This window comes from Pseudomonas sp. GL-B-12 (genome assembly GCF_019955895.1).
Classification (GTDB): Bacteria; Pseudomonadota; Gammaproteobacteria; order Pseudomonadales; family Pseudomonadaceae; genus Aquipseudomonas.
In genome coordinates, this window is the sequence record NZ_JAHBCX010000011.1 from 191,352 (window position 1) to 217,751 (window position 26,400).

Here is a 26,400-nt window from a genome sequence, read left to right on the forward strand (position 1 = left end):
CTGGCTGGGGAGGGCTTCACCGCCGGCTCCTTGAACGGCTCGATACATCCATCAAGAAATCCGCTTTCGAGGATCCGCACCATGTCGATCAATGACCGGCTCACACAGCATCTGAAACGGGGCAGCGTTGGTTTTCCAACCGCGTTGGCCAGCACCATTGGCTTGATCATGGCCAGCCCGGTGATTCTCACCGCCACCATGGGCTTTGGTATCGGCGGCAGCGCATTCGCGGTGGCCATGCTGATTGCGGTAGTCATGATGCTTGCCCAGGCGACGACCTTCGCCGAAGCGGCGTCGATCCTGCCAACCACCGGTTCGGTCTACGACTACATCAATTGCGGGATGGGGCGTTTCTTCGCGATCACCGGCACGTTGTCGGCGTACCTGATCGTGCATGTGTTCGCGGGCACCGCGGAAACCATTCTGTCCGGGGTCATGGCGCTGGTGAACTTCGAGCACCTCAATACCCTGGCGGAGAGTGCCGGCGGTTCCTGGTTGCTCGGGGTGGGGTTCGTCGTCGTGTTCGGGGTTCTCAATGCGTTTGGCGTCAGCGCCTTCGGCCGCGCCGAGATCATTCTGACTTTCGGTATGTGGACAACGTTGATGGTGTTTGGCGTGCTGGGGCTGATCGCGGCGCCGGCGGTACAACTGGATGGCTGGTTCGGCGTCTCTCTGGTGGGTACTGACTTGATCACCATTCTGTCGCTGGTGGGCATGGCCATGTTCATGTTCGTCGGTTGCGAGTTCGTGACTCCATTGGCTCCGGACCTGCGCAACTCGGCGAAGGTCATGCCCAAGGCTATGATTCTGGGACTGTTGAGTGTTGCCACCTGCATGTTCATTTATGGCGCCGCGATGAAGCGTCAGGTCGAAAACGTGTTGCTGGATGCTGCCACTGGCGTGCATTTGCTCGATACCCCCATGGCCATTCCGAAATTTGCTGAGCAGGTCATGGGACATGTCGGCCCGATGTGGCTGGGGATCGGTTTTCTGTTTGCAGGTGCGGCGACCATCAATACGCTGATGGCGGGAGTACCAAGGATTCTTTACGGCATGGCAGTCGATGGCGCGTTGCCCAAGGTGTTCACCTATTTGCACCCGCGTTTCAAGACACCGCTGTTGTGCATTCTGGTGGCGATGATGATTCCGTGCCTGTACGCCCTGTGGTTGGGTGGCAATACCGATAACATCATGCACCTGGTACTGGCGGCGGTCTGTGCGTGGAGTTTTGCCTACCTGTTAGTGACGCTGTCGGTGGTCATCCTGCGGATTCGTCGTCCGGATCTGCCACGCGCTTATCGCTCGCCATTCTTCCCGTTGCCACAGATTCTCTCCAGCGTCGGCATCTTGCTGGGCATGTGGTTCATTACCCCGCCAGGGATGAACCCGGCGGATATCTACGTGCCGTTCGGGGTGATGCTCGGGATAACGGCGTCGTACGCCCTGTTCTGGACGTTGGTGGTACAGAAAGTCAATCCATTCAAGCCGGCTTCGGTCGAAGAAGTGCTGGCCAAGGAGTTTTCCCATGAACTTGGCAACCCTCACAACGGGTATCTCGACCATGCTGCAAAAACTGTCTGAGGTATTCAGTGCCCAGCGGGCCCCGGCAGGTTACCGACCGGGGGTCACGCTGGAGTACCTGCGGCGTAACCTTGCAAGGGAGGGTTTTACCTCGACAGGCCCGGCCGCGGCCGTGCTGATTCTGGAAGAAGCCGACCTTCAGGTCGACATCGTCGAGCGCACCGAATCGCAATTGCTGATGCACCTGGTGATGACGCAGTTCGTGATCAGGGTGCCCGCCTCAGAGGAGGGCAATGCTCGCTTCGAGTTGCACCATAGCGGGTCGATTCGACGCACGGGGTTGAGGTATCGACAACGGGCAGGAGACCCCGCTTTGGCAACCAGACTCCAGGCCCGCCTAGAAGAAGACCAAGCGTTGCATCAATCGTTGATGCTGCTTGATTTCAAAACCCTGCAAATCGATCTGGACGGGCCTCAATGGCAGGTTCGGCTGGAGCATATGGGCGGTAGCGAGGTGGTCAACCGAATGCCGGCCTTTCGTCGTTACATCGCCCTGAGCGGCGAGCAGCGTCAGGAGCTGCTCAATGTGCTGGTGGGTTTTCAGCGGGTATTGAACGGACTCTGAATTTAGGTGTTGGCACCATAAGTGCTTCTGTAGTCGGTACCACGGATTTGTTGCGTCTATATAGATAACATGTTAACTATTGACCAACAAAAACAAGATGCCACTGCGGAGATGCCCATGAGCACCTATCAGTCTGCGCAACATGGATTAGAAAACTGGACTCGGGACTTGCGAGCGGCCTGTGGCCATTTCGACACTGAACTGGCCTACAACCGTTCGCTGTTCATCGGCGAGGTTTCCAAACAGTCCAGGGGCGGTCTGTCTCTGGCCAATCTGCGTACCAACGCCGGTTTGATTTCGCGCGACCGGCCCAACGCCGATCACGATAACGATCAACATTGCTTCCTGGTCAGCCAGCGCAGTGGCTATTGTCAGATCACCCAAAATGGCCACGTCATTCAGTTGGCCCCGGGCGATATGTTGTTGATGGACTCCACAGGGTCGATCGAGATCAGTCCTTTCGGACTTATCGAACATGCCTCGCTGTCGCTCTCGCGCAGCGAGGTGTGCAAACACCTGGGAAGTGGTTCGAGAACCTTCGGCAAGATTTCTTCCAGCAAGGCCTGTGGCCGTATGCTTCATGTATTGATGGATCAACTCTGCAGGGAAGGGCAGAACGGCCAGGATTCGAGTGCAGAGGGTGAGGCCCTGCAATCAGCTTTTGTCTCGCTGCTCGGCTCCGCCTTCGAAGTGAATGACATGCCGGGTGACAGCGCTGCATCCCTGCAGGGCAACAATCTGCGTAGCTATGTCCAGAAAGTCATTGAGGAATCCTTGACCCAGCCGGGTCTAAGCCCGGTGGGTCTTGCCAGCCGCTTGAACATCTCGGTTCGCCATTTGTATCGGTTGTTCGAAGAGCAGGACGACAGTGTCTGCCGCTACATTCAGCGTGCGAGACTCAAACGAAGCGCGGATGACCTGACTAATCCGTTCCTGAAGAGTGAGTCGATCACATCGATCGCTTACAAGTGGGGGTTTACCGATTCCGCTCACTTCAGCCGATCGTTCAAAAAACAGTTCGATCTCTCGCCCAAGGACTTCCGCTCGACCCATTTGCAGCAAGCGGTCGGAGCTGCGTAGGTCGTTAATCTATTAACTAATTGACGTTGGCCAAGGTGCTGGATAAGCTTGCTGGGGCTTCCTACCTATTGGTAGGAAGCCCTCTTCGACGCCAGGACTTACGATGACTTTTTCAGAAAACGGTACCCGATCCAACTGGCGGTTTGCGGTTTCACTCGCAGTGATCGGTGCCCTTGGCCCTTCAGCCGTCGACATGTATCTGGCCAGCCTTCCGGGCATTGCCCAAGAGTACAGCCGTTCCTACTCGAGCGTTCAACTGACGCTCACAGTGTTTCTGCTGGCGATGGGGGCAGGGCAACTGGTATTTGGGCCGATGGTCGATACGCTTGGCAGACGGCGACCATTACTGGCGGGGTTGCTGGTGTTCATCCTCAGTTCGCTGACCGCTGCGCTGGCGCCGAGCCTGGAGTGGCTGTTGGTTGCACGCTTCGTTCAGGGGCTGGGCAGCGCGCTGACACTGGTGGTCATCATGAGCATGGTTCGCGATGTCGCCGAAGGTGCGCGAGCCGCGCAGATTTTCGCTTTGCTGATGACGATCGAAGGTTTGGCTCCAGTGATAGCCCCCGCCCTGGGGGGCTTTCTGAGTGGGCATTTCGGTTGGCGGGCAATCATGGTGGTGCTAGCGGTGCTGGGCGCTGGGGTATTGTTCAACTCGGTTCTGGCGCTCAAAGAAACCCTGCCCGCAGAAAAACGCCTTGTCTGGCAACCGTACACCATCGTGCGTACCTATGCGCACATCTGGCGAGATCCGAACTTCTTGCGTCCGGCCCTCGCTTTGGCCTCAGTGTTCTTTTTCCTCTTCGCCTACATTGCCGGCGCGGCGTTCGTTTATCAGACCCATTTCGGTTTATCGGCAACGAGCTTTGGTTCAGTGTTCGGTGCGACGGGGGTTGCTATCCTGCTGGGCGCGATCACCGCAGGTCGCCTGGTCATCCGCTTCGGCCTGAGCACACTCGCGTTGTTCGGGGCCGGATGCATGCTCATGGGAACATTGCTGACGCTGGTCTTTGCATTGGGCGAGCCGCACTTGATCGGCGTGGTTGCCGGTGTGGCCCTCAGTCTCTTCGGACTAGGCGTCTGCGAAACGACATTGGTGTCGCTGGCCATGGCTTCTCAGGTGCGTGCGCTGGGTTCGACCGCTGCGTTGCTCGGTGCTTTTCAGTTGGTTATTTCCTCTTCCTCCACACCATTGGCAGGGGCCGTGGTGGAGCGGGGTGTTGTTGAGTGGGCGCTATTGCTGATGCTGTCGGCTTTATTGGTCTGGGGTCTGACGTGGCTCACCACGCGTTGCACCGATGCTGTCTCAAACAGTGTGATTGAGCACTGAGTCCTTTTTTATGAGTCAGGGAAAACGATGTCATGAAACCGCTCACCCCTTCGGCCAGTAATATTTGCGCGGTAGCGGTCGGACACTTTGCCGATCACGGTTACGACGCCTCGTCCCTGAACGAGATTGCCGTCAGGGCAGGCATGCGCAAGGCGTCGCTTTACGCGCATTTTGTCAGCAAGGATGACCTGTTTAAGACGGTCTTCGCGATCGCCCTGGAACATGAGCATCAGTACATCGCCTCATGCTTCGAGGAAGAGGCCGAGCACACGGAGGTGCCCGGACAATTGCATCTTGAACGTTTGATCGGACGCTATGACGTGTCGGCGCATCTGCGCTTTCTATTGCGCACGGCCTACTTCCCGCCAGCGGATATCCGCACAATGATTACCACGGGGTTCGAGGGTTACCTGGCACGGATTCGCCGGTGCTTTCAGAGCGCCGCGCATGACAAATACCAGTCGGCGGGGGTCCAGCCTGAGCAGCTTGAAGTGTTCTGCGACGCCTATCTTGGCATTGTCGACAGCCTGCATGTGGAGCTGATTTATGCGACGCCGCAGGGTTACGGCAAACGGCTTGCAGCCTTGTCGCGCGTCTTCAGGGATTCCCTGTCGATGCTCGAAGGTGCAAGCCGTGTCTGATGGCGTCCATGCGGTTCAGGTCGTTTACCCGAGGTGCGAAATCACGCCTCTGGTAAGGTCGATCCACCGTCAACTACGATGGTTTGTCCGGTGATGTAAGTCGCCAGATCAGACGCAAGAAAGAGCATGGCCCCGGCAATGTCCTCGGCAGAGCCGAGTCGTCCCAACGGTACCCGGTTGGCAATGTCGCCATTGACTTGATCGTCACCCAGATTGTTCATGGCTGGCGTGGCAATCATGCCGGGCTCGACACCATTGACGCGCACGCCATGGCACGCCAGCTCCAGAGCGGCATTGCGAATGAAACCGTTGACCCCGGCCTTCGACGCGGCGTAATGGCTGAGCCCCGGATAGGCTACCCTTGGACCGGTGACTGACGAGGTGACCAGCACGCAGCCAGCACCCTGACGCTGGAACATTGGCAAGGCTGCCTGGGTCAGCCAAAACAATGCCGAGAGATTGACTGCCAGCGTGCGCTCGAGAATCGGCGGGGTGATGTCGGCGAACGACGTCAGCGGAAAGTAGCCGGCGTTATGGATCAGAATATCTAGCCGTCCCCAGTGTCGCTCCAACCCTTGAACCAGTTTGGATACCGCTGTCGCGTCGGCCAGATCGACGTCCACAGCCTCAACCTGACACGCTCGATCCTTCAGGTCTGCAGCGAGCGTCTGAGCTTGGGCCAGACGAAGATCGGCGATCATCACCCGTGCTCCGCGCAATGCGAAGGCTTCGACGATTGCTCGGCCAATGCCTTGCGCGCCACCGGTCACCAACACCGTTTTCCCGCTGAAATTGAAGTCTTCACGCATTGGCGGCCTCCATGTGAGCGTAAGCCAGCGTTGGCACATCGACGATGCTTGAACCCCCGTCGGCGACCACGGTCGCTCCTGTGATGATCGAGGCGTCGGCGCTGGCGAGGAAGCGACAGACCTTGGCGATTTCTTCCGCGCTGGCAGGACGCCTTAATGGCACATCGGCACAAACCCGGTCGTAGGCTTGCTGCAGCGTGTCGCCATAGAAACTCATCAATGGCTGCATTTCCTCATCGGCCATCGGGGTCGTGACCCATCCCGGACAAACAGCATTCACACGTACGCCGCGTGGCCCATAGTCCCTGGCCAGTGAGCGATTGAGCCCAAGCAACGCGTGCTTGGCGGTGGTGTATCCGCACACTTCGGGGCCGGCGGCCAAAGAGGCTATGGAGCCGATCAGCACGATGTTGCCGGCACTTTCGATCAGTAACGGCAGGCAGGCCCGGGTACTGTAGAACGCGCTGTCCAGATTGCTTCGCAACGCAGCTTCCCAGGTTTGCGGGCTGGTCTGGGTGGCGCTGCCCATGCCATGACCGCCGGCACAGGCCAACAGCACATCGAGTCGGCCGTAGCGCTCACGAATCTGCGCAACGAAACTTTCCCACGTGTCCGGACAAGCTGCATCGCCTACCAGGATCAGGCCCCCGGTTTCCCGAGCAACCTGCTCCAGAGGCTCGCGTCGGCGACCGACCAATACCAGATTGGCACCTTCGGCCGCATACAGCCGCGCGCAGGCGGCACCAATGCCCGTTCCGGCACCGGTGATGACAATCGTGCGTGACTCAGGCATCGGGATACTCCGTGCGATTGAGGACCTGGCAGTAGGAGCTGACTGGAAAGTTCGACAGCTCATCGAAGGACGAACCGGCGTAGCCGAAGATCTTGCCGTCGCTGCGGTGCTGTTTCAGGTCGATCAATACCAGGCCGAGGGTAGGGATGATCTTTTCGCGCCAGACGAACAGGTACAGTTGCTCGGCAATCTTGTAGTAGTGGCAACGGTCGGTATCGCACAAGCCTTGCTCGACGCCCTTTAGGCACTGCCAGGAATAGAACTGATCGTTGAGATAAATGTGCTCGTACACTTCGCTGGGGCTATAGCGATACATGTTGCGCAACCCGACCAATTCTTGGGTCGGCGTGTGTGGGCATTGGCCTTCCTGCCAAGGGTGGTCGAGGCTGCCATGAAGAAATTGCACGTCAACCGACGTCAGAGGTTTACCGGCGAGCGCGCGGCTGTACAGTCCTTCCTGTGTGTCTGCCTGCGTCGGCATGCTCGCGATCACGGCGGTGAACGACGACGTGGCGGTGTCCAGGATCAGGCTCACCGAGCAGGCCTGACCGGCTTCGCGCTTGATGAAATCGACCAGATACAGGCCCGGACGCACGGACGTGGCGCGGTACGCCGCAGATCCGCTGGAGTGACCGTCAGCGGCGTTCCAGCTCAACTCTTCTGTTTCAAAGCGATGCTCGATCTGCCAGCCGTTGGCGAAGTGCAGCGTGAAGGTCTTGCCGTTGAGATCGGCGAGGTTGGGCAGGATAAAAGCTTCTGGGGCGAAACCGTCGGCGAGGGCACCTACGGTGATCCAGTCAGATTGTGTGGTCATTGCATGGCTCCGGTTGGATGAATTGACAACCTGGATCATGCGGCCGGGATGGTGGTTCGCCTATCAACCAAATGGTTGAACCAGCTTACAGGAACAGCGCCCCCACCAGTTCGGTGCGGCTGGTCACGCCCGTTTTGCGGAACAGGTTGATCAAGTGAGTCTTGATGGTGGGAAGACCGACATCCAGCTCCTGGGCCAGTTGTTTGTTGCTGGCGCCCTGGCGCAACAACAACGCGATCTGACGCTCTTTGGGGGTCAGTTCTGACAGCGAATCTTCATAGGGCTGCATGTTGGCAACCGCCATTTGCAGCAACGCCTGCAAAGCACTGAGTTGAGCCAATTGATCCGCGGTGAAAGCACCTTGCGCAGCGGTGCGCAACAAGGAGATAGCGGCTAGCGGCTGGCCGGAGCGATGGGCGAGTATCTCCACTACGTCGACGACACCGTAGCGTTGCAGGAAGTCTCGATAGCGGCGACTGTCACGGGTGGGCTGTCGGGCCATGGCGAAACCAAGAGGCACCACTGCCAGTCCGCTCGATTGACAATTGCGCGGTTGAAGCGGATCGAATTGACGATAGTTGTCCAGATAATCGCGATGCATTTCACCGCTCATCTGGTGCAATCGGAAGTCGCGGGCTTGCAGCTGCCGGTCGACACAGTAGAACGCGGCCTGGCTGGCAGGAACGAGTTGAGTGAAAGCCTGCAGGCAATGGCCAGCGACTTCCTGGGCAGGGATGGCGTTCATGGTCGGTAACTTCGCCAAAAGGCTGCCGGCATGAGCCGGCAGCGGGTAACGGTCAGGCAACCGCGAAATAATGCTTCACAAAGCTTTCGCTGACAATGTCCCAGAGCACAGGCGTGCCCTTGGTCACGAACCAGCTGTCGCCGGCCTTGTAGCGCGTACTTTGGCCAGTGGACTCGTCAGTCAAAACCACTTCGCCAGTGACCACGGTGGCTTGTTCCGCAAATGGGTAGACCATGCGGAATTTACCTTGGGTGGTGCCGAAATAGGCACTGCTGACTGGGTCGGTCGGTGCGCCAAAGGTCATTTTTCCAAAGGCTTTGACTTCACCTTCGAGGATTTCGGAGCCGAGGTCGGCGACAGTGCCCCAGGCGTCGAGCTCGGACAGCTGGATGTCTTTCTTGAGTGTGGTAACGGGCATGGCAGTTCTCCTGTGAATGAAAGGGTGGGGATCAACGGCGACCGTTGAAATAACCCGAGAGTTGGTGAAGGCTTTTGCCGGCCGTCAGCAGCAGCGGACGGATGTGATCTTTGCCCATGATTTGCGCATGTTTGACCGAACTGATTAGGTCATAGCGAGAGGAACCCTCGCTCATGCCCTCGGCCAATACCTTGCAGATGATGTGGCTGGGTGTAACCCCAAAGCCGGCGTAGCCCTGCACATAAAAGGCATTGGGACGACCGCTGAGCGTGCCGATTTGAGGGAAAAGATTGGCCCCGGTCGCCATCGGACCACCCCATGCCAGGTCGATTTTCACGTCCTTCAGGTACGGGAAAATTTTCAGCATCAGGTTGCGGTTCCACGCCTTCAAGTCCAGCGGGATGTGCTCGACAAAGGGCGTCGCCGCACCGAACAGCAGACGGTTTTCGTTGGTGACACGGTAATAGTCGATCACCGGTCGAATATCGCTGTAGGCGCCGCGTATTGGACTGATGCGGTTGATCATTTCGTCCGATAGCGGTTCAGTCATCAACTGGAAGGCGTATGTGTTCAGCGTGGTCTTGTGCAGTTCTGGTTCCAGTTTGTTGAGGAAGCTGTCGCAGGCCCACAGCAACTTGGAGGCTTTCACCGAGCCCCGGCCTGTGCGTACGGTGATGCGTTCGCCATAGCTGACCTCCAGGGCCGGGCTGTGCTCATAGATCCGCACACCGTGCCCGGCGAGTGCCTTGGCTTCGCCCAGCAACAGATTCAGTGAGTGAACATGCCCACCACCCATGTGCAGTAACGCGCTGGTATAAGCGTCAGAGCCAATGATCTGCTTGACCTCGGACCCTGCCATAAAGCGGATTTCGTCCTTGGTGTTGATCGACTTGAAGTCCTTCTCCCAGGCGCGCAGGGTTTTTTCCTGGCGGGCGTTGAAACCCATGTAGCCATAGCCGTTGCAGAAGTCAGCGTCGATCGAGTATTTGGCGATTCGATCCTTGATGATGCCAGCACCAAGTTCGCTAATTTCAAAGATCTCGCGCAGCCCTTGCTCACCCACGTGTTTCTTGATTTTTTCCAGGTCGTGGCCGATACCCGCCATGATCTGACCGCCATTGCGGCCAGTGCCACCAAACCCCAGATAGCGTGCTTCCAGCACCACGATATTGGTGATGCCTTTTTCAGCGAGTTCCAGCGCGGTATTGATGCCGGAGAAACCGCCACCAATCACCACGACATCTGCTTCCACATCCTGTTCAAGGGTCGGGAAGCTGAGATTGTATTTTTTGGTTGCCGAATAGTAGGTAGGCGTTTCGATATTGATCATGGCGCAGCCTGGAAAAGTGAAGGAAAACTCATCTGCAGAACCTGCAAGAAGCTCTGTACCTGTTGGGTTGTATTAAGTGCCTTCCGACCGGTAGGTGTCTTGATCCTGTGTGCCGCAGCTTTTGACCGTGGCTGCCAGAACTGGAGAGGCTCGCTTTCCGCGCGAGTGTCCGATCAAGCACAACTGATTCCGGGACGCCTCGTAATGATCAGGACCGCGCAATGCTGAGCGGAGGATGATAGAGTTTAGTTAATCTATTAACTAACTTTGGGTTCGAGCGTATTCCGATGTCCAGGCCGCGCCAATCTTTGACCCTCACATTGCTCCATGCTCGCGAAGCCGCAATGGGTTTTTTCCGTCCCTCTTTGAATCAGCACGGGTTGACCGAGCAGCAATGGCGGGTCATTCGGATCCTGAGTCAGCATGATGAGCTTGAGATCAATCGCCTGGCTGAGCTGGCTTGCATCCTCAAACCGAGCATGACTGGTGTGCTGATGCGCATGGAGGCCGCCGGCATGGTTGAACGTCGTAAGGCGGAACAGGATCAACGGCGAGTGCTGGTGCGGCTGGCCGAGAAGGGGAAGGCCTGCTTCAACTCAATGAGTCAGAGCATGGAAGCGAATTACCAGCGGTTGCAGGCTGGTTTTGGCGAGGAGAAGTTGCAGACGTTGTTGACGTTGCTCAACGAACTGAAAACGCTCAAGCGCTAGTCACAAGTGGTTACATTACCCAACCCCAGCGTTGCGCTGGGGTGGTTTGTTATCGTCAGTCAGACGTTTCAGGCTTGACCGATACCCATGCACATATACTTTTGTTCGATGTAATCATCGATGCCGTACTTCGAACCTTCTCGTCCCAGCCCCGACTGTTTGATGCCGCCAAACGGCGCCACTTCGGTCGAGATCAATCCTTCGTTTACACCGACCATTCCGTACTCCAGCGCCTCGCTGACGCGCCAGGCACGCCCCAGATCGCGGGTGTAGATGTAAGACGCCAGGCCGAATTCGGTGTCGTTGGCCATTGCAATCGCTTCGGCCTCGGTTTCGAAGCGGAACACCGGCGCCAATGGGCCGAAGGTTTCGTCCCGTGCGACCAGCATCGCCGGGGTCACTTCACCGAGCACTGTCGGCTGGAAGAAGTTACCGCCCAGCGCGTGGGTTTTTCCGCCCGCTAGCAAGGTGGCACCTTTACCCAGTGCATCGCTGATATGTTCCTCGATCTTGGCCACCGCTTTGGCATTGATCAGCGGTCCTTGCTGGGCGTTATCTACGTCAGCTGCACCGACCTTCAGTTGATTGACCGCAGCCACCAGTCGACGCGTGAATTCATCGTAGACACTGTTCTGCACCAGGATTCGATTGGTGCAGACGCAGGTTTGCCCACTGTTGCGGAACTTCGAACCCATGGCGCCTTCGACCGCGGCATCGAGGTCGGCATCTTCAAATACGATGAAAGGTGCATTGCCACCGAGCTCAAGGCTGACTTTCTTGATGGTCTCGGCGCATTGCGCCATCAGGGTTTTGCCGATACCGGTAGAACCGGTGAACGAGACCTTCTGAACAGCGGGATTACCCGTCAGCTCGGCGCCGATGATACGGGCACGGTTGCCGGTGACGATGTTCAGCACACCGGCGGGGATGCCCGCGCGTTCGCCCAGTTCAGCCAAGGCCAGTGCGGACAGCGGCGTTTCCGACGCGGGTTTCACCACGACCGTGCAACCTGCGGCCAATGCCGGACCGACTTTGCGAGTAATCATCGCATTGGGAAAATTCCATGGCGTAATGGCTGCCACCACGCCGATGGCTTGTTTGATCACCACTAGGCGGCGGCCCGGCTTGTCATGCGGGATTACGTCACCGTAGATGCGCTTGGCTTCTTCGGCGAACCACTCGATGAAACTGGCACCGTAGGCAATTTCGCCGCGGCTCTCGGCCAATGGCTTGCCTTGCTCCAGGCTGAGCAAACGGGCGAGGTCCTCCTGGTTGAGCATGATCAAGTCAAACCATTTGCGCAGGATAGTGCTACGCTCCTTGGCGGTCTTGCTTCGCCAGACGGGCAGGGCAGCCTGGGCTGCGGCGATGGCGCGTGCGGTTTCTGCCTGGCCGAGAGAACTGACTTCGGCGATGATTTCGCCATTCGCCGGGTTGGTCACCGGGAAACGATTGCCGTCATCGGCTTCGATCCATTGGCCGTTGATGTAAGCCTGTTCGCGCAGCAATTTCAGATCGTTAAGTTTCATGGGGTTTCTCAAAAAATCAGTACACGCCGCCGGAGCTGGTAGGCGCCGGAGCATCTTTGAAGGTGGCAGCGAGGGTTTGCAGGCCGCGCATCAGGACGGTCGTGTCAACGCCAACGGCAACGAACGCCGCGCCCAGTTCGATGTAACGCTTGGCCAGTTTCTGATCGGCGCTGAGAATACCGGCCGCTTTGCCGGCTTTCTGGATGCGGGCAATGGCGTCCTCGATAGCAGCCTGTACTTCGGGGTGCCCCGGGTTGCCGCGGTAACCCATTGAGGCACTCAAATCCGCCGGGCCGATAAAGACCCCGTCAACGCCGTCGACCGCCGCGATGGCATCCAGATTGGCCAGGCCTTCGCGATTTTCGATTTGCACGAGCAGGCACATCTGTTCATCGGCTTTGTCGAGGTAACCGGGAATACTGTTCCAGCGCGACGCACGTGCCAGCGCACTGCCGACACCGCGAACGCCGTTGGGTGGGTAGTGGATTGCTTTCACCAGTTCTCGCGCCTGGTCCGCGCTTTCCACCATCGGAACCAACAGCGTCTGCACGCCAATATCGAGCACTTGTTTGATCAGTGCAGTGTCGCCGATGACCGGGCGAATCACCGGATGGCTAGGGTAGGGCGCTACAGCCTGTAGCTGGCCGAGCATCCCGCGCAGATCATTGGGTGCATGTTCGCCGTCGATCAACAGCCAATCGAATCCGGCGTTAGCGGCCAGTTCGGCGCAGTAGGCATCTGCCAGACCAAGCCAAAGGCCGATCTGTGCTTCACCGCTTTGCAGGCGAAGCTTGAAGGTGTTTATAGGCATATCCATGAGAAGACCTCCGGTCAAACGAAACGACAGGCAATGGACCCCAGCATGTCGTAGTCGACATGGAAGGTATCGCCAGGGTTGGCCGCCACAGGACGGGTGAAGGAGCCACCCAAGATGATTTGCCCTGGCTGCAGGGTGACGTCATAGGCCGCCAGTTTGTTTGCGAGCCAGGCCACGCCCTTCGCCGGGTGGTTGAGTACCGCCGCTGAAACCCCGGACTCTTCGATCACACCGTTGCGGTAGAGCACGGCTGGCACCTTGCGCAAGTCGATCTCCGTGGGGCGTACGGCGCGACCACCCATGACCACACCGGCATTGGCTGCATTGTCGGAGATGGTGTCGAACACCTTGCGGGTTGCGTTGGTGTGCGGGTCGACCTGCTGGATGCGTGCATCAATGATTTCCAGCGCCGGGATCACCCATTCGGTGGCGTCCAGCACGTCAAAAACCGTCACGTTCGGACCTTTCAAGGGTTTGCCCAAAATGAATGCGAGTTCGACTTCGACTCGCGGCACGATAAAGCGCTCGAACGGAATGTCGGTACCTTCATCGAAGAACATGTCATCGAGGAGCGCGCCGTAATCCGGCTCGGTGATGTTGGAAGACACCTGCATGGCCCGGGAGGTCAGGCCGATTTTATGCCCGACCAGCTTGCGGCCATCTTTTATTTTTTGGGCCACCCAGGCGCGTTGAATGGCATAGGCGTCTTCAATGGTGATCTCTGGATGGTCCAGGGAAAACTGACGTACCTGCTCGCGTGAGCGCTCGGCGTGGTCGAGGCGGGCAGCGGCTTGCTGAATAAGGCGTTGATCAAGCATGACAATGATCTCTTACTGAGGGTTGACGATGGAGGCTTGGGTGCGCAGCACCAAAAAACCACCGAGAGCGATGAACAGTGCGAGCAGGTAAAGGGCCAGGCTTGCACTCTGGGTTGTGTCGCGCATCCAGCCGATCAGATAGGGCGCGAAGAACGCCGCGATGCTGCCGAAGGAGCTGATCAGCGCAATACCGGCAGCTTGGGTACGGTTGGACAAGAACGCAGGGGGGAGTTGCCAGAACATTGGCAGCGCGGCGCTAGCCCCCATGCCGGCGAGGATCAAACCACCCAGAACCAGGGTCGGGTTGGTGGGTGAGAGCCCGGCGATGGCGATGCCGGCAGCAGCCATCAGTAGCGGCACACAGAGGTGCCAGCGGCGTTCACGATTACGATCGGATGAGCGCCCGCAGCCAATCATGAAGAAGCAGCCGGCCAGATAGGGCACGGCACTGAGCAGGCCGATCTTGCCATCGCTGCCGATGCCGGCGCCGTGGATCAGCGTCGGCATCCAGAAGGCCAGGGTGTTGACCGCGAGCATCACCGCGAAATACACCGCCACCAACAGCCATACCTGCGGGTTGCTGAGGATTGCGGAAAACAACGTGATCGATTTGCGGTGTTCTTCCTTGTTCAGTTGTTCACGCAGTTGTTGCTTCTGCTCCGGCGCCAGCCACTTGACCGTCTCGAAGCTTTCCGGCAAGCACTTGAGTACAACGAGCCCAAGCAGGATCACGGGTAACCCCTCGATGACGAACATCCATTGCCAGCCGCGCAGGCCGCCAAAATCATGAAAATGTTCGAGGATGCCGCCTGAGAGCGGACCACCGATGACACCGGCCATCGGTACCGCGATCGCAAACAACGCAGTGATTTGTGCTCGACGACCGGCCGGATACCAGCGGTTGAGAAGCACCAGAATGCCTGGGAAGAAACCGGCTTCGGCCACACCGAGCAAAAAGCGCAGGGCATAGAAACCCGTCGCGCCGTCGATCAAAAACATGCACGTCGACAACGCCCCCCACACCACCATCAGCGTGGCAATCCAGCGTCGCGGACCAACACGGTCCAGGGCCATGTTGCTGGGTACGCCAAACAGCGCGTAGGCGACGAAGAACAGGCCGGCGCCAAAGCCGTAGACGGTGTCGCTGAAATTCAGGTCAGTGCTCATCTGCATCTTGGCGAAGCCGATGTTGATGCGGTCGAGATGGGCGAAGAGGTAGCAGATCAACAACAACGGCATCAGACGCCAGGTGATGATGCTGTGTGTACGGTCGCGTGCAACCGTCTCGATAGTGTCGGCAGTATTGGCTGTGCTCATGGTTTTATACTTTTTGTCTGAGAGGCCGATGGAACGAACGGGCAGGCTGCCTTAACGGGCCTGAGCCTTGAGAAAGGCGTGGACGTTGTTTTCCTTGAAGTTGAGTTGCTCGTGCAGTTCGATCATCTCGAACGACAAGGCCAGCGGGCGTTGGGCCTGAAGCTCGGCAAAGTGCTGGGTAATGACTTCGAAGAGTTTTTCGGCGACTTTCTGCCGTGTCGCCAGATCACGGCCGTGACCGACTTTCAATGTCATATGGACGAACGCGTAGTCATGCTTGCCGTCGGCCATGCGCCAGGTGTCCAGCCGCACGCCTCGGCTGCGGATGCCGCCCAGGGGAAACACGCCACTGTCACCCAGTGTTTCGTGGACTTTTTCGAACAGGCCAGGCAAGTCGGCTTGCTGTTCAATGTTATCGGTGTACTCAGCAATGAAGTGGGGCATGAACGGCTCCTTCAGGCCGCGCGGGAGGAGCGCGTGGCCGTACAGTCAAACAGGGAAAATGGCGTTGATCTGACCGGTGCCTGAACTACCGAAGGGCTCGGTAATGATCTCAGCGGGCTTGTCGTAATTCGGCCCGCCGAGCAAGCCGAGGAGCATGGCGGTGTCATGCATCTTGCCTTCACCGAAGCAGTGCTCGGCGTAGTCCGGGAGCATGGCGCAGAACTCTTTCCAGTGGCCCTGGCGCCAGAGATTCACGACGTGCAGGTCGACTTGTTTGTCGAACTCACGGGTCCAGCTATGAATGTTGGCCTCGGCATCGCGATCATCGGAAAAGCGGTGCGACAATGAACCGGAGGCCAGCACGAGGACCTTGCGGTCACTCTTCTCGATGGCACGGCGTACGGCGGCGCCGAAGGTGAAGCTGTCTTGCAGACGATGCCAGGCACACCAGGCGGCAATCGAAACGACATTGAATTTCTGATCTTGCGGTACCCCCATGTGCATGTAACGCATAGGCACCAGGGTTCCGTACTCCAGCTCAAGGCTCGGGATGTTGTGGGCCAGGGTGCGTACGTCGGCAGCGTTGGCCTCGGCGGCGATCAACTCGCCCAATTCAGGACAGCCCGGGTAGTCGTACTCCATATTTTTAATGAAGTGCGGTAATTCGTTGCTGGTGTAGATGCCTTTGAATTGCTCGCCACAGTTAACGTGGTAAGCACTGTTGACCAGCCAGTGCACATCGAACACCACGGCAGTATCGGCACCCAGCTCACGGGCGCGACGACCGATTTCCTTATGCCCGGCAATGGCCGCTTCACGGCAGCCATGGTGTTTTCCGGGAAGCTCCGACAAGTACATCGAGGGGACGTGGCAGATTTTCGCAGCCAGGACGACTTCGCCCATGATGATTCTCCTGAAATTGTTGTTATGCGTTTCAATCCGACATTAAGTGAAGCCGCGACAGGCCGATGCGCGACCCTCGCGGACTTTAGCAATCGTTAGGCCGGTTACAGTCCCCACCGAGGAATGTGATGGCTGCCCATCGAGATGCAGATGTTCTTGATCTCTGCGAACACTTCAAAGCTGTACTGGCCGCCTTCACGGCCCGTGCCGGAGCCTTTCACACCACCGAACGGCTGGCGCAGATCGCGCACGTTCTGGCTGTTGATGAACACCATGCCCGCTTCGATGCCATAGGCCAGACGATGCGCCTTGCCAATGTCCTGGGTCCAGATGTAGGACGCCAGGCCGTACTCTGTGTCGTTGGCCAGTTGCAGGGCTTCGGCTTCATCCTTGAATGGGATCAGGCACACCACCGGGCCGAAGATCTCTTCCTGGGCAATGCGCATCTTGTTGTTTACATCGGCGAACACTGTCGGCTGGATAAACTGACCTTTGCTCAAGTGGGCAGGCAAGTTGGCCGGACGCTCAAGGCCGCCAGCGAGGAGGGTGGCGCCTTCTTCGATACCGATCTTGATGTAGCCGGTGACCTTGTCGTAATGAGCCTGGGTGATCATCGAACCGACCTGGGTTTTCGGGTCTTGCGGGTCGCCGACGATCAAGCGTTTGGCGCGAGCGGCAAACTCGGCCACGAACTGCGGGTAAACGCTTTCCTGGATAAATATCCGGCTGCCGGCGGTGCAACGCTCGCCGTTGAGCGAGAAGATGGTGAATAACGCCGCGTCCAGGGCTCGTTCAAGATCCGCATCTTCGAATATCAGCACCGGCGACTTGCCGCCCAGTTCCATGGAGTACTTTTTCAGGCCGGCGGTCTGCATGATTTTCTTGCCGGTGGCGGTGCCGCCGGTAAAGGAAATCGCGCGCACATCCGGGTGCCGAACCAGTGCATCCCCCGCCGTGGCGCCGTAGCCCTGAATGACGTTGAGTACGCCCTTGGGAATACCTGCTTCGACGGCCAGGCGACCCAGTTCGTTTGCGGTCAGTGGTGACAGCTCAGACATCTTCAGCACGGCGGTATTGCCCAGCGCCAGACACGGTGCGGTCTTCCAGGTCGCCGTCATGAACGGCACGTTCCATGGCGATACCAGGCCGCACACACCCACTGGTTGATAAAGGGTGTAGTTGAGCATCTGGTCATCGACCGGGTAACTGTGCCCGTCCATGCGAGTGCAGACTTCGGCAAAAAAATCGAAGTTATGCGAAGCACGGGGAATCAGTACATTTTTGGTTTGGTGAATCGGCAGTCCGGTATCGAGGGTTTCCAGTTCGGCGAGGTGCGGTACATTCTGCTCGATCAGTTCGCCAAGCTTGCGCATTAGCCGGGCACGCTCCTTGGCAGGAGTGTTTGCCCATTTTGGAAACGCTTCCTTGGCCGCCGCTACCGCTTGAGCGACTTCTTCGGCGCCGCCACTCGCCACTTCACCGATAGCCTCACCGGTTGCCGGATTGTAGTTGACGAACACGTTTTTGCTTTCGACCTCACGGCCGTTGATCCAATGTTTGATCATGGTGCTCAAGCCTCTTTCTGAGCGGAGAAGAACTCCGCTTCGCTGACAATCCGATTGACCAGGCGACCTACGCCTTCAACTTCCACGATGACTTCATCGCCGGGCACCACGTCGGCCAGACCTTCAGGCGTGCCCGTGGCGATCATGTCGCCGGGCTGCAGGGTCATGAAGCTGGACAGGTATTCGATCAGATAGGGGATGTCGAAAATCATGTCCTTTGTGCTGCCTTCCTGACGCAGCTCACCGTTGATCCAGGTGCGCAATTTCAGATTGCTCGGGTCCGGCACATCGGCGACGTCGACGATCCACGGGCCGACGGGGGTCGTGGCGTCGCGATTCTTCACCCGCAAATTGGGCCGGTAGTAATTTTCCAGGTAGTCGCGAATCGCGTAGTCGTTGCACACCGTGTAACCCGCCAGATATTCCAGGGCGTTTTCACGTTTCACGTTGCGTGCCGGCTTACCGATGACGGCAACGAGTTCGCACTCGTAGTGCATATAGGCGACGTTATCCGGACGCCAAGTCACCTGGTTATGGCCGGTGTAGGTGCCGGGCGATTTGATGAATGCCAATGGCTCGGTGGGCGGCTTGAATGCCAGTTCTGCGGCGTGATCGGCGTAGTTCAAACCGAGGGCGAACATACTGCCAGTGGCCGGTGGCAGCCATTGCACCTGGTCTTCGGTCAGCAAACGGCCGTCGGCCAAGCGTACGGCGTTGTTGTCTTCGACATGGGCGAGGTGGACTTCGCCTTCAAAATTTATACGGGCGTGTTTCATGGAAGCTCCTGTTACTCGGCCACGATGTGGTTGACCAGACGGCCAAGGCCGCTGATTTCGACTTCGACGGTGTCACCGGGTTGAACATCGACACGTCCTTCCGGGGTGCCGGTTATCAGCACATCGCCTTCGTGCAACGTCATGAATTCGCTGATCTCTGCAATCAGTTGGGGAACACCCCGAACGAAATTGGCAGTGTTGTTTTGCTGGCGAATTTCGCCATTGACGTAAAGCGTGACGGCCAGACTGTGCGGGTCGGCGAGTTGTGACGTCGGCACCAGTTCTGGCCCGATGGCACAGAAACCATCACGGCACTTCGCTTTGACGGCGGGGCGGTAGTAGCTGTCTTCCGGCAGGCTGAATTCATTGACGATGGTGTAACCGGCCACGTAATTGAGTGCCTCGACCGGGCTGACACGGCTGGCTGTTCTACCAATCACAACCCCCAATGCCGGCCCAGGTTGCAGACGTTCACCGTGGCCTGGATGCACAACTTCGGCGCCGTGCTGATTGCGCGTATTGGGCGTCTTGATAAAAAGCACAGGTTTGATAGGCGGCTTCTGATAGGGCGGCTGTTCGAATTCGGCGAGGCGCTGCTTCAGCAGTCCCTGATAGTTCAACGCGACACCGAAAAGGGTGCCGGTCGCGACGTCATGCAAGGCACGGCTCATGCTTTTCTCCTGGCAGAGCCATGAGGGCTCTGCGATTTGTTAATGTGTTAACAGTTATAATTAATATGTTAACTATCGTCAAGCGTGGCAGAATGGCGTGGCAGTGGTTGTCATGCCCAATTCGGCGCAGGATGAAAGCGACTGCGGTGCCTGAGTCAGTATAAAAACGAGTAGTCCACGATGACCGACCGTCAACAGATCCCGAACATCAACATTGGCCAGGTATACGACCAGCGTTATAGCGACGCTGAAGTCCATTACGACAAGCTGAACAACCTGGCGGGCTTCTTTGGACGCAACATGCCCGTTCACCGGCATGATCGGTTTTTCCAGATTCATTACGTGAAAAGCGGAACGGTGAGGGTTTACTTGGATGACCAGCAATACGTTGAGTCCGGGCCGATGTTCTTCCTGACACCACCCACCGTCCCACACTCCTTTGTGACCGAGGCCGACAGTGACGGGCACGTGTTGACGGTGCGTCAGCAATTGGTGTGGCAACTGATCGATGCCGACTCCAGCCTGGCGCCGGCCGGAGCGCAATTGCCGGCGGCGTGTGTCGCGCTGGCTCATTTGGGGCCGGAATATGCGGGCGATGTCCGCCGACTGGAATATCTGTTCGAGGAACTGAGCGAAGAGGTGATAGCTGCGCGTTCCGGGCGTAGCGCCGCCCTGGACAGCTTGACGCGATTGATCATGGTCAGCCTGTTGCGGCTGTGCTCCAACTCTTTGAAAGCGACCCCTGCCAGGCACGAGGATCTGAAAATATTCCATCGCTTCAATGAGCTGATTGAAGCTCACTATCAGCAGCACTGGCCTTTGTCGCGTTACGCTGAAGGCATTGGGGTTACAGAGGCACGGCTCAACGATGTATGCCGACGGATCGCCGATCTGCCTTCCAAGCGTTTGATCATGGAGCGTTTGATGCAGGAGGCCAAACGATTGCTGTTGTTTACGGGCAGCTCTGCCAACGAAATCTGCTATCAGCTCGGGTTCAAGGATCCGGCCTATTTCAGTCGTTTTTTCCAGCGCTACGCACAGCTCACTCCGGGAGAGTACCGCCAGCGTCAATCGGGTTTGCGTTAAGCGGGGCATAGGTGTTCTTGCGTCGGTCTTGTTGATCTTGTACGGATCATCATGGCCACCGCAGCGGTTCGACAGAATGGCTTTTACGGGGAACGGATTGTACTTTTCACAGAAGCTGCCGCTGGGCGATGTCCACTGAAGTCACGTTGTGAAAACGGTAACAAGCGAATAAACGAGTGTTGGTCCGCAGCTTGCCCCCGTTGGCTGGCGACACTAAGCTGCCGACTCGCCCATTCAAGTAGTTTCGTTATGGCTAACCCCAGACCCTCATTGACATTGACCTTGTTGCAAGCTCGCGAAGCCGCCATGGCTTTCTTCCGGCCCTCACTCAACAAACATGACCTGACCGAACAACAGTGGCGGATCATTCGGATACTGCGCCAGCAGGGGGAACTTGAAAGCCACCAACTTGCACATCAGGCCTGCATTCTAAAGCCAAGTATGACTGGCGTTTTAAGTCGTCTGGAGCGAGATGGTCTCGTGCGTCGGCAGAAATCCAGCCAGGACCAACGGCGAGTTTTCGTTGCGCTCACAGAGCGCGGCCAGCAATGCTTTGTCTCCATGAGCGAAGGTATGGAAAGCAACTACCTCAAGATTCAGGAACAGTTTGGTGCGGAAAAAATGGAGCAGCTTTTGGCTTTGCTCAATGAGCTGAAAAATATCAAACCTTGATTGATCGCGAGGGGCTCGAATACAACCATTCTGATTTCGTAGGCGTACTTCGTTGACGGCCGGCTCTAGTATTCCGACCAGAGTTTGCTCCGAAGTGGAATTGTCGGAGCAATGGAACACAAGTTTTTTGAACCCGGTGACGGCTGGTGTTGGCGCTGAGGCGATTTTGACCCAGGTTACTGATTTTAGCTGCCCCATGTGCAGCCTCTTAAATCCCACGCTGGGCCATCGATTGCTGAGTATTCGTATGGGTGAATGATTTCCGGCGGATTGGGTCAAAATCGCCTCAGCGCCAACAAGCGGCAACGCGTACGCACGTTTCCCGTTCCAATTATTGCGCTGCAGAGTTCTATTGAATTCCAAGAAGAACGAGAAAAACACCCGGGATATTTTTCGTCTACGCGGTGCCCCACTGCGTTCCAGTCGTACCATTGGAAAAGCCCAATGAGGGTACGCATAGAGATAGAGAAATTTTCGAACTTAAAATTTTCCTTTATTTTCAGCGACAAAGAGGAGGGTTCGATTCCGGCTTCGGGCACCATTTAAAATCAAGGGTTTGCGGGCGAAAGCTAATGCAAACTCTTGTTCGTTTCTGGTCCGCAATTATTGATCTGGTCCGCAATTCACTTCGTTGGAGATACCTTTTTCCCTTTTCGATTGCGGATGTACTGCTCGGTCATTACGATGGTCGTATGCCCCAGTTGATCTCTGGCCTGCAAAATATCGCCGCTTGACTCCGCCTTGTCCGTGCCGGCTTTAGCGCGCAAATCGCGCATCTGGAACTCGGATTTTGCAACCCCGGCTGCTTCTCTGGCCAAGTCAAACCTTCCCCGCAACATCGCCATCGACATTGGTGTGCCATCCTCGGTAACGATCAGCCGCGTTGAGCGGACCTTGTGTTCTGACTTTCGGGACATGATTCGATCAATCAAAACCTTCAGCTCCCCAGTGATTTCGATTCGGCGCTTGGCGTTTGTCTTGCCCTGCAGCACCCATATCTGACCCTCTCGGACGTCGCGCTCATCCATCAATCGAGTGTCGGTCACCCGTTGGCCAGTCAAATAGGCAAGGTCCATCGCATCCCGTAGACCGGCGTCAGCTTTCTCGTACACGCGCTTGAACAGTGCGTCCTCAATGTAGATGTCCCGCCCCGTCTCCTTGTTTCCCTTGATTCCTGCGCAAGGGTTGGCGAGCGCGGTATAGCCGATATCCTGGGCGAAGTTCCAGATTGCACTGAGCAGGGCCTTCTCCCTGTTGGCGCGCACTGGCGCGGCCTTGCGCCAGGTCAGGTATTGGCGGACGTGCAGGGGCTGGATTGTTTCGAGCGGGGCCGGCGGGTCGTCGAAGAATGACATCAGGTTTTTCAACTCCCTGACGTTGTCTTTTTGCGTTGCTGGTTTCTTTGATGGCACCACGTCGACCAAATACTTTTCGGCCACGTAACGGAAGGTGATCACCTTGGCCACCAGGTCGGTGGCGGTGCGATCACGCTCGAGTTTCGCGTACTCCATGATCGCCAGACCGTAATCGCTGCCCAGCGGAATTTCTTTGCGGTCCTTGCCGCCGGTGTCGTAATAATAGAAAATCCGGCCGCTGGCTTTCTTGCGCTCTCTCAGCCGGGCGACTGATCCGGGTTTGCTTGGTCGTCGTCCCATGTCAGCTAGCCTTGCGTGGTGTCCATGCGGGTTTCTCTGGCTCAAACATACCGACCGCGGTCACGGCCATCGCCGTGACACTTGGCCAGCCATTCACCTTAATGGTGTGCCTGACGCCGTTCTTCTTCAGGTTGAGGATCTGGCCTGCCTTGTTCCGCGCGCCGGTAAGCTCGCAGACCTCCGTGTGGGAAAGAAACTGAATGTTCATAAGCGTCTCCATGCCGCGGGTGGCGGCAGAAGGTGGGTGAGTGGAGGTGGCAGTTCGTTTGCTGAAGGCGCCAAGTCGGCGGCTGTTGCGCTGATGCTAATCAGCGTCTTGCGGGTCCGGGTGAAACCGGGTGAATCGGTTTTCTGTGGGCATGGGGATTTCCTTCGCCGATGATCGGCTACAGTTGATAGGTCACTGATATGGAGATCGAATATGAAGTGCTTAATCTGTCAGGCTGCCGCCAGGATTGTTCAAGCGCCTGGAGACTGGTCAGAGGTCAAATGCTCAGCTGGTTGTGGACACTTCAGGGTTTCAGCGAACCTTGTTGCGAAGATGAAGTTCAAGAAGGAATCCTTCGACATCGAACGCACAAGGCGATGGCTTGATATGTCCCGGAATGCGGAGCCTGTGCCATTGATATCGACCTACGATTACAACGTTTCCTTGCTACATCGGGATGCAGAAGAGAGATCTACCAGCCTGCGGAATCGTTCTAGAAAGTCGGTAACTTCAGATTAGATAGAAGTTCTTGCTTCGATCTGGCGAAGGGCATGTTGCACGGCGCTGATGACCGGCTTCATCACCGTCGTGCGCTCATCCTATGGCGGCGCAACAGGTTTGGTTTTCTGTGGGCATGGGGCGTCCTATGCCGGGACTTGCCATTCTTATCGCGGACGACAGGGGCTGGCTGGATCAAAACGATTTCTTCAGGTATGACTTCGTCTTTGTCGCTATAGCGGCTGGCTTTGAAGGGGGAAGTGGTGTTACTTGTGGGGAGATGCGGAGAGTTTGGAGTAAGTGCTGATATCAGTTGTGGCAAGAAGGCTGCGGCCATCTTTGAATTTTGCGTAGAAAGTTATTTCCTTTTCTTTATCACATAGCCACCAGCCCGCAACTAGTCCAATCGGACCTAAAAGCAATGCTCCAGCCAGACTCCATCGAATAACGCTCCCTTTCTTATTAACTATTTCCTCGGTTGCTGTTTCTAAGGTTTCTAGTTTTGAAATGGGTATCTTTATTTCAAGAGAAGGTTTTACTGCAGATTTTAAAATGAACAGTCCAGATTGAAATTCAGCATCACCTGCCAGAAAGTCACCGGATATCACCGTTATCTTCGACATGGTGTTTCTCTTCTGATCAGGTTTAGCCAGCTGATTACTGGGCTCCAAAGGTCCCTGTCAGTCAATCGACTTGCGACAAAAGGCGAGACCGACAGTCACCCCATCGATACCAGATCATTGGGATTCACAACCGTCATGCCGAGGCGTTCAGCGATCAGCACTTCGAGGCAGGCGCCCTTTGAATGCTCCCAACCCGGGAGCGTGGCCACCGTGTCGCAGTACACCAGGGCGGCGATGTCGCGCCGCATGCAGTCATTCCAGGAGCCGCCGTCAGGGTTGAGTTCGGCGTGGTTGGTGACGGTGTGGCCGTCGGCGCGCAGGCTGGTGGTCATTGCGGCGAAGGCGGGGAAGTTGGGGTGGGGCAGGCCGGTCATGGGGCCGCTGAGGTAGATGCGCTTCATGCAGCCTCCACGTCTGGCTGGCGGAACACTGGAAGGGCGCCGGCCTGCTCGCGAACTGACTGCATATCTGCTTCGTCGTAACCCCAGATGTTGCTGTCATTGAACCGTTCAGGTCCGAGATAGCCAGGGTGTAGCGGCTCCCCGGTGCAGATGTAATCGCGGAACTCTTTGACCAAGTCGCGCAGCGTTCCGCCGTGGGTGAACCCGCGCCATTTCCCGCCCCACACCGTATCATGCGTGAAGATCCGCTTGCCGCTGTAGTCAATACCGGTGCTGGCACCGCCGCCACCGGCGAACAGGTCAACTTCCAGTTCTTTTTCGAATGGCAGGCCCATGCTTGGCTGTCCATGGAGGAAAATGGGTTTCTTCTGCTGTACGGACATAGGTGTGCCTCGTCGCCAAACGGCTACAGTGTTTGAGGGGTAGGGTGGAGGATTGATGATGCTGAAAGGTGCTGAGGATTCGGAGCGAATCGCTGAGTTCTATGAGTACATCCGGGATAACGGATGTAAGAGAGGCCTTCGCTTTATTGGTTGGCAACTTCACCTGTTTAAAAATGGTCACCTGCCGGGTGTCGCCACAGAAAGAGGTCCGGTCCATTGCTGTCGACCTGAATGGCGAATGGTGCTTTTCGATCATGCCTTCTCAGAAATAACTGGTTTTTCAGTGGCGTCCGCCAGTAATCAAGATGAAGCGGTACAAAAAGGACACGCTGAAGGCGCAGTTTTCCGACAGCTTCACTGATGACTCGCACAAGGTAGGTGACGAGCACTGGGCCATAAAGGTTGAGACGAGAGCTGACGCTTTGCTGCTCATTCGCAACCTTAGCCTCCAATCTCCGCCGGCTGGCGTGATTCGTTGAAGTGGGGTATTTGTGCTCGGCCCGGCATGGAACCGGGTCAAGGAGAGATCAATGCTTCATTCAAGCCATAAAGGGCGCGTGTTCACTATCTACTTTGAGGCCTATTCGAACGGCTTCACCTCAAGGCTCAAAATTGAAGGACTTCCACCCCGGAAGTACGCTGACAAGATTTGGAAGGATCGCGAACAGGCCAAAATTGATGTAAGCAACGACGCAAGACAAATGATTGACGACCTTCGGATCTAGGCGCCGCTCCCGCCCAGGGTGCGGCGGTACGGTGTGTATCAGGTGGCGCCGTCTTCCGTGACCGGATGCGGTGGCGAGATGTGAGTTTGTGGGCTATTGGTTGATAACCCGGAATGAGCCTGGAAGACAGGGAGCTACTAATGAAAACGCTGATAGTTGATCACTCTTGGACCAAAATCATCGAACGAGATGAGTTCGCCAAGGTCGCGCTGGCGGCAAAGATTGAGCAGATCGAAGAAATCGAAGCTGCCATTCGAGCGGTTGAAGGTGAAGAGGCAGCCCGCAATGCTCTAAATGATGGCTTGATAAAGCATGCATTAACGCGCTGCCTGGAGAACTTGCAGGGATCTGCATCCGTAACAGAGCAGGACTACTGGGTCTGTTACGAGTTTGCGACAACCGCTGCGAAGAATGCAGAGCGAATCATTGACGAAGAGCTTTCGCACGTAGGGTCGTGATCGTAGGCGCCGCCCTCCGTGACCGGATGCGACAGTGG

The 26,400-nt window shown here is 57.0% G+C and carries 30 protein-coding genes; 10 read left to right on the forward strand and 20 right to left on the reverse strand.

Features of this window, described 5'->3' with window-relative positions; genetic code table 11:
• Nucleotides 1-81: 81 nt before the first annotated feature.
• The 5 genes from KGA85_RS06935 (at nucleotide 82) to KGA85_RS06955 (ending at nucleotide 5,194) form a co-directional block, all read left to right on the forward strand.
• A complete protein-coding gene (locus KGA85_RS06935; protein ID WP_223510846.1) occupies nucleotides 82-1,581 on the forward strand; it encodes an APC family permease in 1,500 nt (499 codons plus the stop codon).
• Nucleotides 1,562-2,146: a DUF3156 family protein gene (locus tag KGA85_RS06940; RefSeq protein ID WP_223510925.1), complete on the forward strand. Its 585-nt coding sequence runs from the start codon at nucleotides 1,562-1,564 to the stop codon at nucleotides 2,144-2,146. The genes KGA85_RS06935 and KGA85_RS06940 overlap by 20 nt, the downstream gene beginning before the upstream one ends.
• Before the next feature lie 117 nt (nucleotides 2,147-2,263).
• Nucleotides 2,264-3,226, forward strand: a complete 963-nt coding sequence (feaR, locus tag KGA85_RS06945) for a transcriptional regulator FeaR (RefSeq protein ID WP_223510847.1) — start codon at nucleotides 2,264-2,266, stop codon at nucleotides 3,224-3,226.
• A 103-nt stretch (nucleotides 3,227-3,329) separates the two neighbouring features.
• Nucleotides 3,330-4,553 (forward strand): multidrug effflux MFS transporter, encoded by a 1,224-nt coding sequence (locus KGA85_RS06950; protein ID WP_223510848.1) that lies wholly within the window; start codon nucleotides 3,330-3,332, stop codon nucleotides 4,551-4,553.
• 32 nt (nucleotides 4,554-4,585) lie between these two features.
• A complete protein-coding gene (locus KGA85_RS06955) occupies nucleotides 4,586-5,194 on the forward strand; it encodes a TetR/AcrR family transcriptional regulator (protein ID WP_223510849.1) in 609 nt (202 codons plus the stop codon).
• A gap of 41 nt (nucleotides 5,195-5,235) precedes the next feature.
• Here the strand turns inward: KGA85_RS06955 and KGA85_RS06960 are convergent, their stop codons facing one another.
• The 6 genes from KGA85_RS06960 to KGA85_RS06985 all read right to left on the reverse strand — a co-directional run bounded on the left by KGA85_RS06960 (nucleotide 5,236) and on the right by KGA85_RS06985 (nucleotide 10,103).
• Entirely contained in the window at nucleotides 5,236-6,003 is a 768-nt protein-coding gene (locus KGA85_RS06960) for an SDR family oxidoreductase (protein WP_223510850.1), read from the reverse strand.
• Nucleotides 5,996-6,796: an SDR family NAD(P)-dependent oxidoreductase gene (locus KGA85_RS06965; RefSeq protein ID WP_223510851.1), complete on the reverse strand. Its 801-nt coding sequence runs from the start codon at nucleotides 6,794-6,796 to the stop codon at nucleotides 5,996-5,998. Before KGA85_RS06965 ends, KGA85_RS06960 begins: the two co-directional genes overlap by 8 nt.
• Nucleotides 6,789-7,610 (reverse strand): molybdenum cofactor biosynthesis F family protein, encoded by an 822-nt coding sequence (locus KGA85_RS06970; RefSeq protein ID WP_223543015.1) that lies wholly within the window; start codon nucleotides 7,608-7,610, stop codon nucleotides 6,789-6,791. Before KGA85_RS06970 ends, KGA85_RS06965 begins: the two co-directional genes overlap by 8 nt.
• An 85-nt stretch (nucleotides 7,611-7,695) precedes the next feature.
• Nucleotides 7,696-8,355, reverse strand: a complete 660-nt coding sequence (locus KGA85_RS06975) for a helix-turn-helix transcriptional regulator (RefSeq protein ID WP_223543016.1) — start codon at nucleotides 8,353-8,355, stop codon at nucleotides 7,696-7,698.
• 52 nt (nucleotides 8,356-8,407) lie between these two features.
• Nucleotides 8,408-8,773 carry a cupin domain-containing protein gene (locus tag KGA85_RS06980; protein ID WP_223510854.1) on the reverse strand — a complete coding sequence of 122 codons (366 nt, stop codon included), beginning with the start codon at nucleotides 8,771-8,773 and terminating at the stop codon, nucleotides 8,408-8,410.
• 31 nt (nucleotides 8,774-8,804) lie between these two features.
• Nucleotides 8,805-10,103 carry an NAD(P)/FAD-dependent oxidoreductase gene (locus tag KGA85_RS06985; RefSeq protein WP_223510855.1) on the reverse strand — a complete coding sequence of 433 codons (1,299 nt, stop codon included), beginning with the start codon at nucleotides 10,101-10,103 and terminating at the stop codon, nucleotides 8,805-8,807.
• A gap of 287 nt (nucleotides 10,104-10,390) precedes the next feature.
• On the opposite strand from KGA85_RS06985, the gene hpaR (KGA85_RS06990) reads away from it, so the two are divergent.
• Complete coding sequence (gene hpaR, locus KGA85_RS06990; protein ID WP_223510856.1) at nucleotides 10,391-10,813, forward strand: homoprotocatechuate degradation operon regulator HpaR; 423 nt, start codon at nucleotides 10,391-10,393, stop codon at nucleotides 10,811-10,813.
• 68 nt (nucleotides 10,814-10,881) lie between these two features.
• On the opposite strand, the gene KGA85_RS06995 is transcribed toward hpaR (KGA85_RS06990), so the two are convergent.
• From KGA85_RS06995 to KGA85_RS07035, 9 genes are all read right to left on the reverse strand, one after another.
• The gene (locus KGA85_RS06995) at nucleotides 10,882-12,342 is read right to left on the reverse strand and encodes an NAD-dependent succinate-semialdehyde dehydrogenase (protein WP_223510857.1); all 1,461 of its coding nucleotides are present in this window, start codon (nucleotides 12,340-12,342) and stop codon (nucleotides 10,882-10,884) included.
• A gap of 16 nt (nucleotides 12,343-12,358) precedes the next feature.
• Complete coding sequence (hpaI, locus tag KGA85_RS07000) at nucleotides 12,359-13,159, reverse strand: 4-hydroxy-2-oxoheptanedioate aldolase (RefSeq protein ID WP_223510858.1); 801 nt, start codon at nucleotides 13,157-13,159, stop codon at nucleotides 12,359-12,361.
• A 14-nt stretch (nucleotides 13,160-13,173) separates the two neighbouring features.
• The gene (hpaH, locus tag KGA85_RS07005; protein ID WP_223510859.1) at nucleotides 13,174-13,977 is read right to left on the reverse strand and encodes a 2-oxo-hept-4-ene-1,7-dioate hydratase; all 804 of its coding nucleotides are present in this window, start codon (nucleotides 13,975-13,977) and stop codon (nucleotides 13,174-13,176) included.
• 12 nt (nucleotides 13,978-13,989) lie between these two features.
• Nucleotides 13,990-15,294, reverse strand: coding sequence for an MFS transporter (locus KGA85_RS07010; protein ID WP_223510860.1), 1,305 nt, complete (start codon nucleotides 15,292-15,294; stop codon nucleotides 13,990-13,992).
• Nucleotides 15,295-15,345: 51 nt separating this feature from the next.
• Nucleotides 15,346-15,738: a 5-carboxymethyl-2-hydroxymuconate Delta-isomerase gene (locus KGA85_RS07015; protein ID WP_223510861.1), complete on the reverse strand. Its 393-nt coding sequence runs from the start codon at nucleotides 15,736-15,738 to the stop codon at nucleotides 15,346-15,348.
• Nucleotides 15,739-15,783: 45 nt separating this feature from the next.
• Nucleotides 15,784-16,641, reverse strand: a complete 858-nt coding sequence (hpaD, locus tag KGA85_RS07020; protein ID WP_223510862.1) for a 3,4-dihydroxyphenylacetate 2,3-dioxygenase — start codon at nucleotides 16,639-16,641, stop codon at nucleotides 15,784-15,786.
• Between the two features lie 104 nt (nucleotides 16,642-16,745).
• Nucleotides 16,746-18,206, reverse strand: a complete 1,461-nt coding sequence (hpaE, locus tag KGA85_RS07025; RefSeq protein ID WP_223510863.1) for a 5-carboxymethyl-2-hydroxymuconate semialdehyde dehydrogenase — start codon at nucleotides 18,204-18,206, stop codon at nucleotides 16,746-16,748.
• Nucleotides 18,207-18,211: 5 nt separating this feature from the next.
• Nucleotides 18,212-18,982: a fumarylacetoacetate hydrolase family protein gene (locus tag KGA85_RS07030; protein ID WP_223510864.1), complete on the reverse strand. Its 771-nt coding sequence runs from the start codon at nucleotides 18,980-18,982 to the stop codon at nucleotides 18,212-18,214.
• Nucleotides 18,983-18,993: 11 nt separating this feature from the next.
• Nucleotides 18,994-19,653, reverse strand: a complete 660-nt coding sequence (locus tag KGA85_RS07035; protein ID WP_223510865.1) for a fumarylacetoacetate hydrolase family protein — start codon at nucleotides 19,651-19,653, stop codon at nucleotides 18,994-18,996.
• Nucleotides 19,654-19,833: 180 nt separating this feature from the next.
• On the opposite strand from KGA85_RS07035, the gene hpaA reads away from it, so the two are divergent.
• Together hpaA and hpaR (KGA85_RS07045) are read left to right on the forward strand one after the other, a co-directional pair.
• The gene (gene hpaA / locus KGA85_RS07040) at nucleotides 19,834-20,739 is read left to right on the forward strand and encodes a 4-hydroxyphenylacetate catabolism regulatory protein HpaA (protein WP_223510866.1); all 906 of its coding nucleotides are present in this window, start codon (nucleotides 19,834-19,836) and stop codon (nucleotides 20,737-20,739) included.
• Nucleotides 20,740-20,988: 249 nt separating this feature from the next.
• Nucleotides 20,989-21,411, forward strand: a complete 423-nt coding sequence (gene hpaR / locus KGA85_RS07045; protein WP_223510867.1) for a homoprotocatechuate degradation operon regulator HpaR — start codon at nucleotides 20,989-20,991, stop codon at nucleotides 21,409-21,411.
• 623 nt (nucleotides 21,412-22,034) lie between these two features.
• On the opposite strand, the gene KGA85_RS07050 is transcribed toward hpaR (KGA85_RS07045), so the two are convergent.
• The 5 genes from KGA85_RS07050 to KGA85_RS07070 all read right to left on the reverse strand — a co-directional run bounded on the left by KGA85_RS07050 (nucleotide 22,035) and on the right by KGA85_RS07070 (nucleotide 25,131).
• Nucleotides 22,035-23,066, reverse strand: a complete 1,032-nt coding sequence (locus KGA85_RS07050) for a tyrosine-type recombinase/integrase (RefSeq protein WP_223543017.1) — start codon at nucleotides 23,064-23,066, stop codon at nucleotides 22,035-22,037.
• 1 nt (nucleotide 23,067) lies between these two features.
• The gene (locus tag KGA85_RS07055) at nucleotides 23,068-23,274 is read right to left on the reverse strand and encodes a DUF4224 domain-containing protein (RefSeq protein ID WP_223531539.1); all 207 of its coding nucleotides are present in this window, start codon (nucleotides 23,272-23,274) and stop codon (nucleotides 23,068-23,070) included.
• 764 nt (nucleotides 23,275-24,038) lie between these two features.
• Entirely contained in the window at nucleotides 24,039-24,395 is a 357-nt protein-coding gene (locus KGA85_RS07060) for a hypothetical protein (protein ID WP_223543018.1), read from the reverse strand.
• A gap of 95 nt (nucleotides 24,396-24,490) precedes the next feature.
• The gene (locus KGA85_RS07065) at nucleotides 24,491-24,796 is read right to left on the reverse strand and encodes a DUF4406 domain-containing protein (RefSeq protein WP_223543019.1); all 306 of its coding nucleotides are present in this window, start codon (nucleotides 24,794-24,796) and stop codon (nucleotides 24,491-24,493) included.
• Entirely contained in the window at nucleotides 24,793-25,131 is a 339-nt protein-coding gene (locus tag KGA85_RS07070) for a hypothetical protein (RefSeq protein WP_223543020.1), read from the reverse strand. The genes KGA85_RS07065 and KGA85_RS07070 overlap by 4 nt, the downstream gene beginning before the upstream one ends.
• A gap of 103 nt (nucleotides 25,132-25,234) precedes the next feature.
• On the opposite strand from KGA85_RS07070, the gene KGA85_RS07075 reads away from it, so the two are divergent.
• The gene (locus tag KGA85_RS07075) at nucleotides 25,235-25,540 is read left to right on the forward strand and encodes a hypothetical protein (RefSeq protein WP_223531537.1); all 306 of its coding nucleotides are present in this window, start codon (nucleotides 25,235-25,237) and stop codon (nucleotides 25,538-25,540) included.
• A gap of 504 nt (nucleotides 25,541-26,044) precedes the next feature.
• Nucleotides 26,045-26,362 (forward strand): hypothetical protein, encoded by a 318-nt coding sequence (locus KGA85_RS07080; RefSeq protein ID WP_223460671.1) that lies wholly within the window; start codon nucleotides 26,045-26,047, stop codon nucleotides 26,360-26,362.
• The last annotated feature ends 38 nt before the right edge of the window (nucleotides 26,363-26,400 follow it).

Bases quoted from the DNA above. Each gene is read 5' to 3' on its own strand.
- KGA85_RS06935 (WP_223510846.1), top strand. From the start codon at position 82: ATGTCGATCAATGACCGGCTCACACAGCATCTGAAACGGGGCAGCGTT.
- KGA85_RS06940 (WP_223510925.1), top strand. From the start codon at position 1,562: ATGCTGCAAAAACTGTCTGAGGTATTCAGTGCCCAGCGGGCCCCGGCA.
- feaR (WP_223510847.1), top strand. From the start codon at position 2,264: ATGAGCACCTATCAGTCTGCGCAACATGGATTAGAAAACTGGACTCGG.
- KGA85_RS06950 (WP_223510848.1), top strand. From the start codon at position 3,330: ATGACTTTTTCAGAAAACGGTACCCGATCCAACTGGCGGTTTGCGGTT.
- KGA85_RS06955 (WP_223510849.1), top strand. From the start codon at position 4,586: ATGAAACCGCTCACCCCTTCGGCCAGTAATATTTGCGCGGTAGCGGTC.
- KGA85_RS06960 (WP_223510850.1), bottom strand. From the start codon at position 6,003: ATGCGTGAAGACTTCAATTTCAGCGGGAAAACGGTGTTGGTGACCGGT.
- KGA85_RS06965 (WP_223510851.1), bottom strand. From the start codon at position 6,796: ATGCCTGAGTCACGCACGATTGTCATCACCGGTGCCGGAACGGGCATT.
- KGA85_RS06970 (WP_223543015.1), bottom strand. From the start codon at position 7,610: ATGACCACACAATCTGACTGGATCACCGTAGGTGCCCTCGCCGACGGT.
- KGA85_RS06975 (WP_223543016.1), bottom strand. From the start codon at position 8,355: ATGAACGCCATCCCTGCCCAGGAAGTCGCTGGCCATTGCCTGCAGGCT.
- KGA85_RS06980 (WP_223510854.1), bottom strand. From the start codon at position 8,773: ATGCCCGTTACCACACTCAAGAAAGACATCCAGCTGTCCGAGCTCGAC.
- KGA85_RS06985 (WP_223510855.1), bottom strand. From the start codon at position 10,103: ATGATCAATATCGAAACGCCTACCTACTATTCGGCAACCAAAAAATAC.
- hpaR (WP_223510856.1), top strand. From the start codon at position 10,391: ATGTCCAGGCCGCGCCAATCTTTGACCCTCACATTGCTCCATGCTCGC.
- KGA85_RS06995 (WP_223510857.1), bottom strand. From the start codon at position 12,342: ATGAAACTTAACGATCTGAAATTGCTGCGCGAACAGGCTTACATCAAC.
- hpaI (WP_223510858.1), bottom strand. From the start codon at position 13,159: ATGGATATGCCTATAAACACCTTCAAGCTTCGCCTGCAAAGCGGTGAA.
- hpaH (WP_223510859.1), bottom strand. From the start codon at position 13,977: ATGCTTGATCAACGCCTTATTCAGCAAGCCGCTGCCCGCCTCGACCAC.
- KGA85_RS07010 (WP_223510860.1), bottom strand. From the start codon at position 15,294: ATGAGCACAGCCAATACTGCCGACACTATCGAGACGGTTGCACGCGAC.
- KGA85_RS07015 (WP_223510861.1), bottom strand. From the start codon at position 15,738: ATGCCCCACTTCATTGCTGAGTACACCGATAACATTGAACAGCAAGCC.
- hpaD (WP_223510862.1), bottom strand. From the start codon at position 16,641: ATGGGCGAAGTCGTCCTGGCTGCGAAAATCTGCCACGTCCCCTCGATG.
- hpaE (WP_223510863.1), bottom strand. From the start codon at position 18,206: ATGATCAAACATTGGATCAACGGCCGTGAGGTCGAAAGCAAAAACGTG.
- KGA85_RS07030 (WP_223510864.1), bottom strand. From the start codon at position 18,982: ATGAAACACGCCCGTATAAATTTTGAAGGCGAAGTCCACCTCGCCCAT.
- KGA85_RS07035 (WP_223510865.1), bottom strand. From the start codon at position 19,653: ATGAGCCGTGCCTTGCATGACGTCGCGACCGGCACCCTTTTCGGTGTC.
- hpaA (WP_223510866.1), top strand. From the start codon at position 19,834: ATGACCGACCGTCAACAGATCCCGAACATCAACATTGGCCAGGTATAC.
- hpaR (WP_223510867.1), top strand. From the start codon at position 20,989: ATGGCTAACCCCAGACCCTCATTGACATTGACCTTGTTGCAAGCTCGC.
- KGA85_RS07050 (WP_223543017.1), bottom strand. From the start codon at position 23,066: ATGGGACGACGACCAAGCAAACCCGGATCAGTCGCCCGGCTGAGAGAG.
- KGA85_RS07055 (WP_223531539.1), bottom strand. From the start codon at position 23,274: ATGAACATTCAGTTTCTTTCCCACACGGAGGTCTGCGAGCTTACCGGC.
- KGA85_RS07060 (WP_223543018.1), bottom strand. From the start codon at position 24,395: ATGTCGAAGATAACGGTGATATCCGGTGACTTTCTGGCAGGTGATGCT.
- KGA85_RS07065 (WP_223543019.1), bottom strand. From the start codon at position 24,796: ATGAAGCGCATCTACCTCAGCGGCCCCATGACCGGCCTGCCCCACCCC.
- KGA85_RS07070 (WP_223543020.1), bottom strand. From the start codon at position 25,131: ATGGGCCTGCCATTCGAAAAAGAACTGGAAGTTGACCTGTTCGCCGGT.
- KGA85_RS07075 (WP_223531537.1), top strand. From the start codon at position 25,235: ATGATGCTGAAAGGTGCTGAGGATTCGGAGCGAATCGCTGAGTTCTAT.
- KGA85_RS07080 (WP_223460671.1), top strand. From the start codon at position 26,045: ATGAAAACGCTGATAGTTGATCACTCTTGGACCAAAATCATCGAACGA.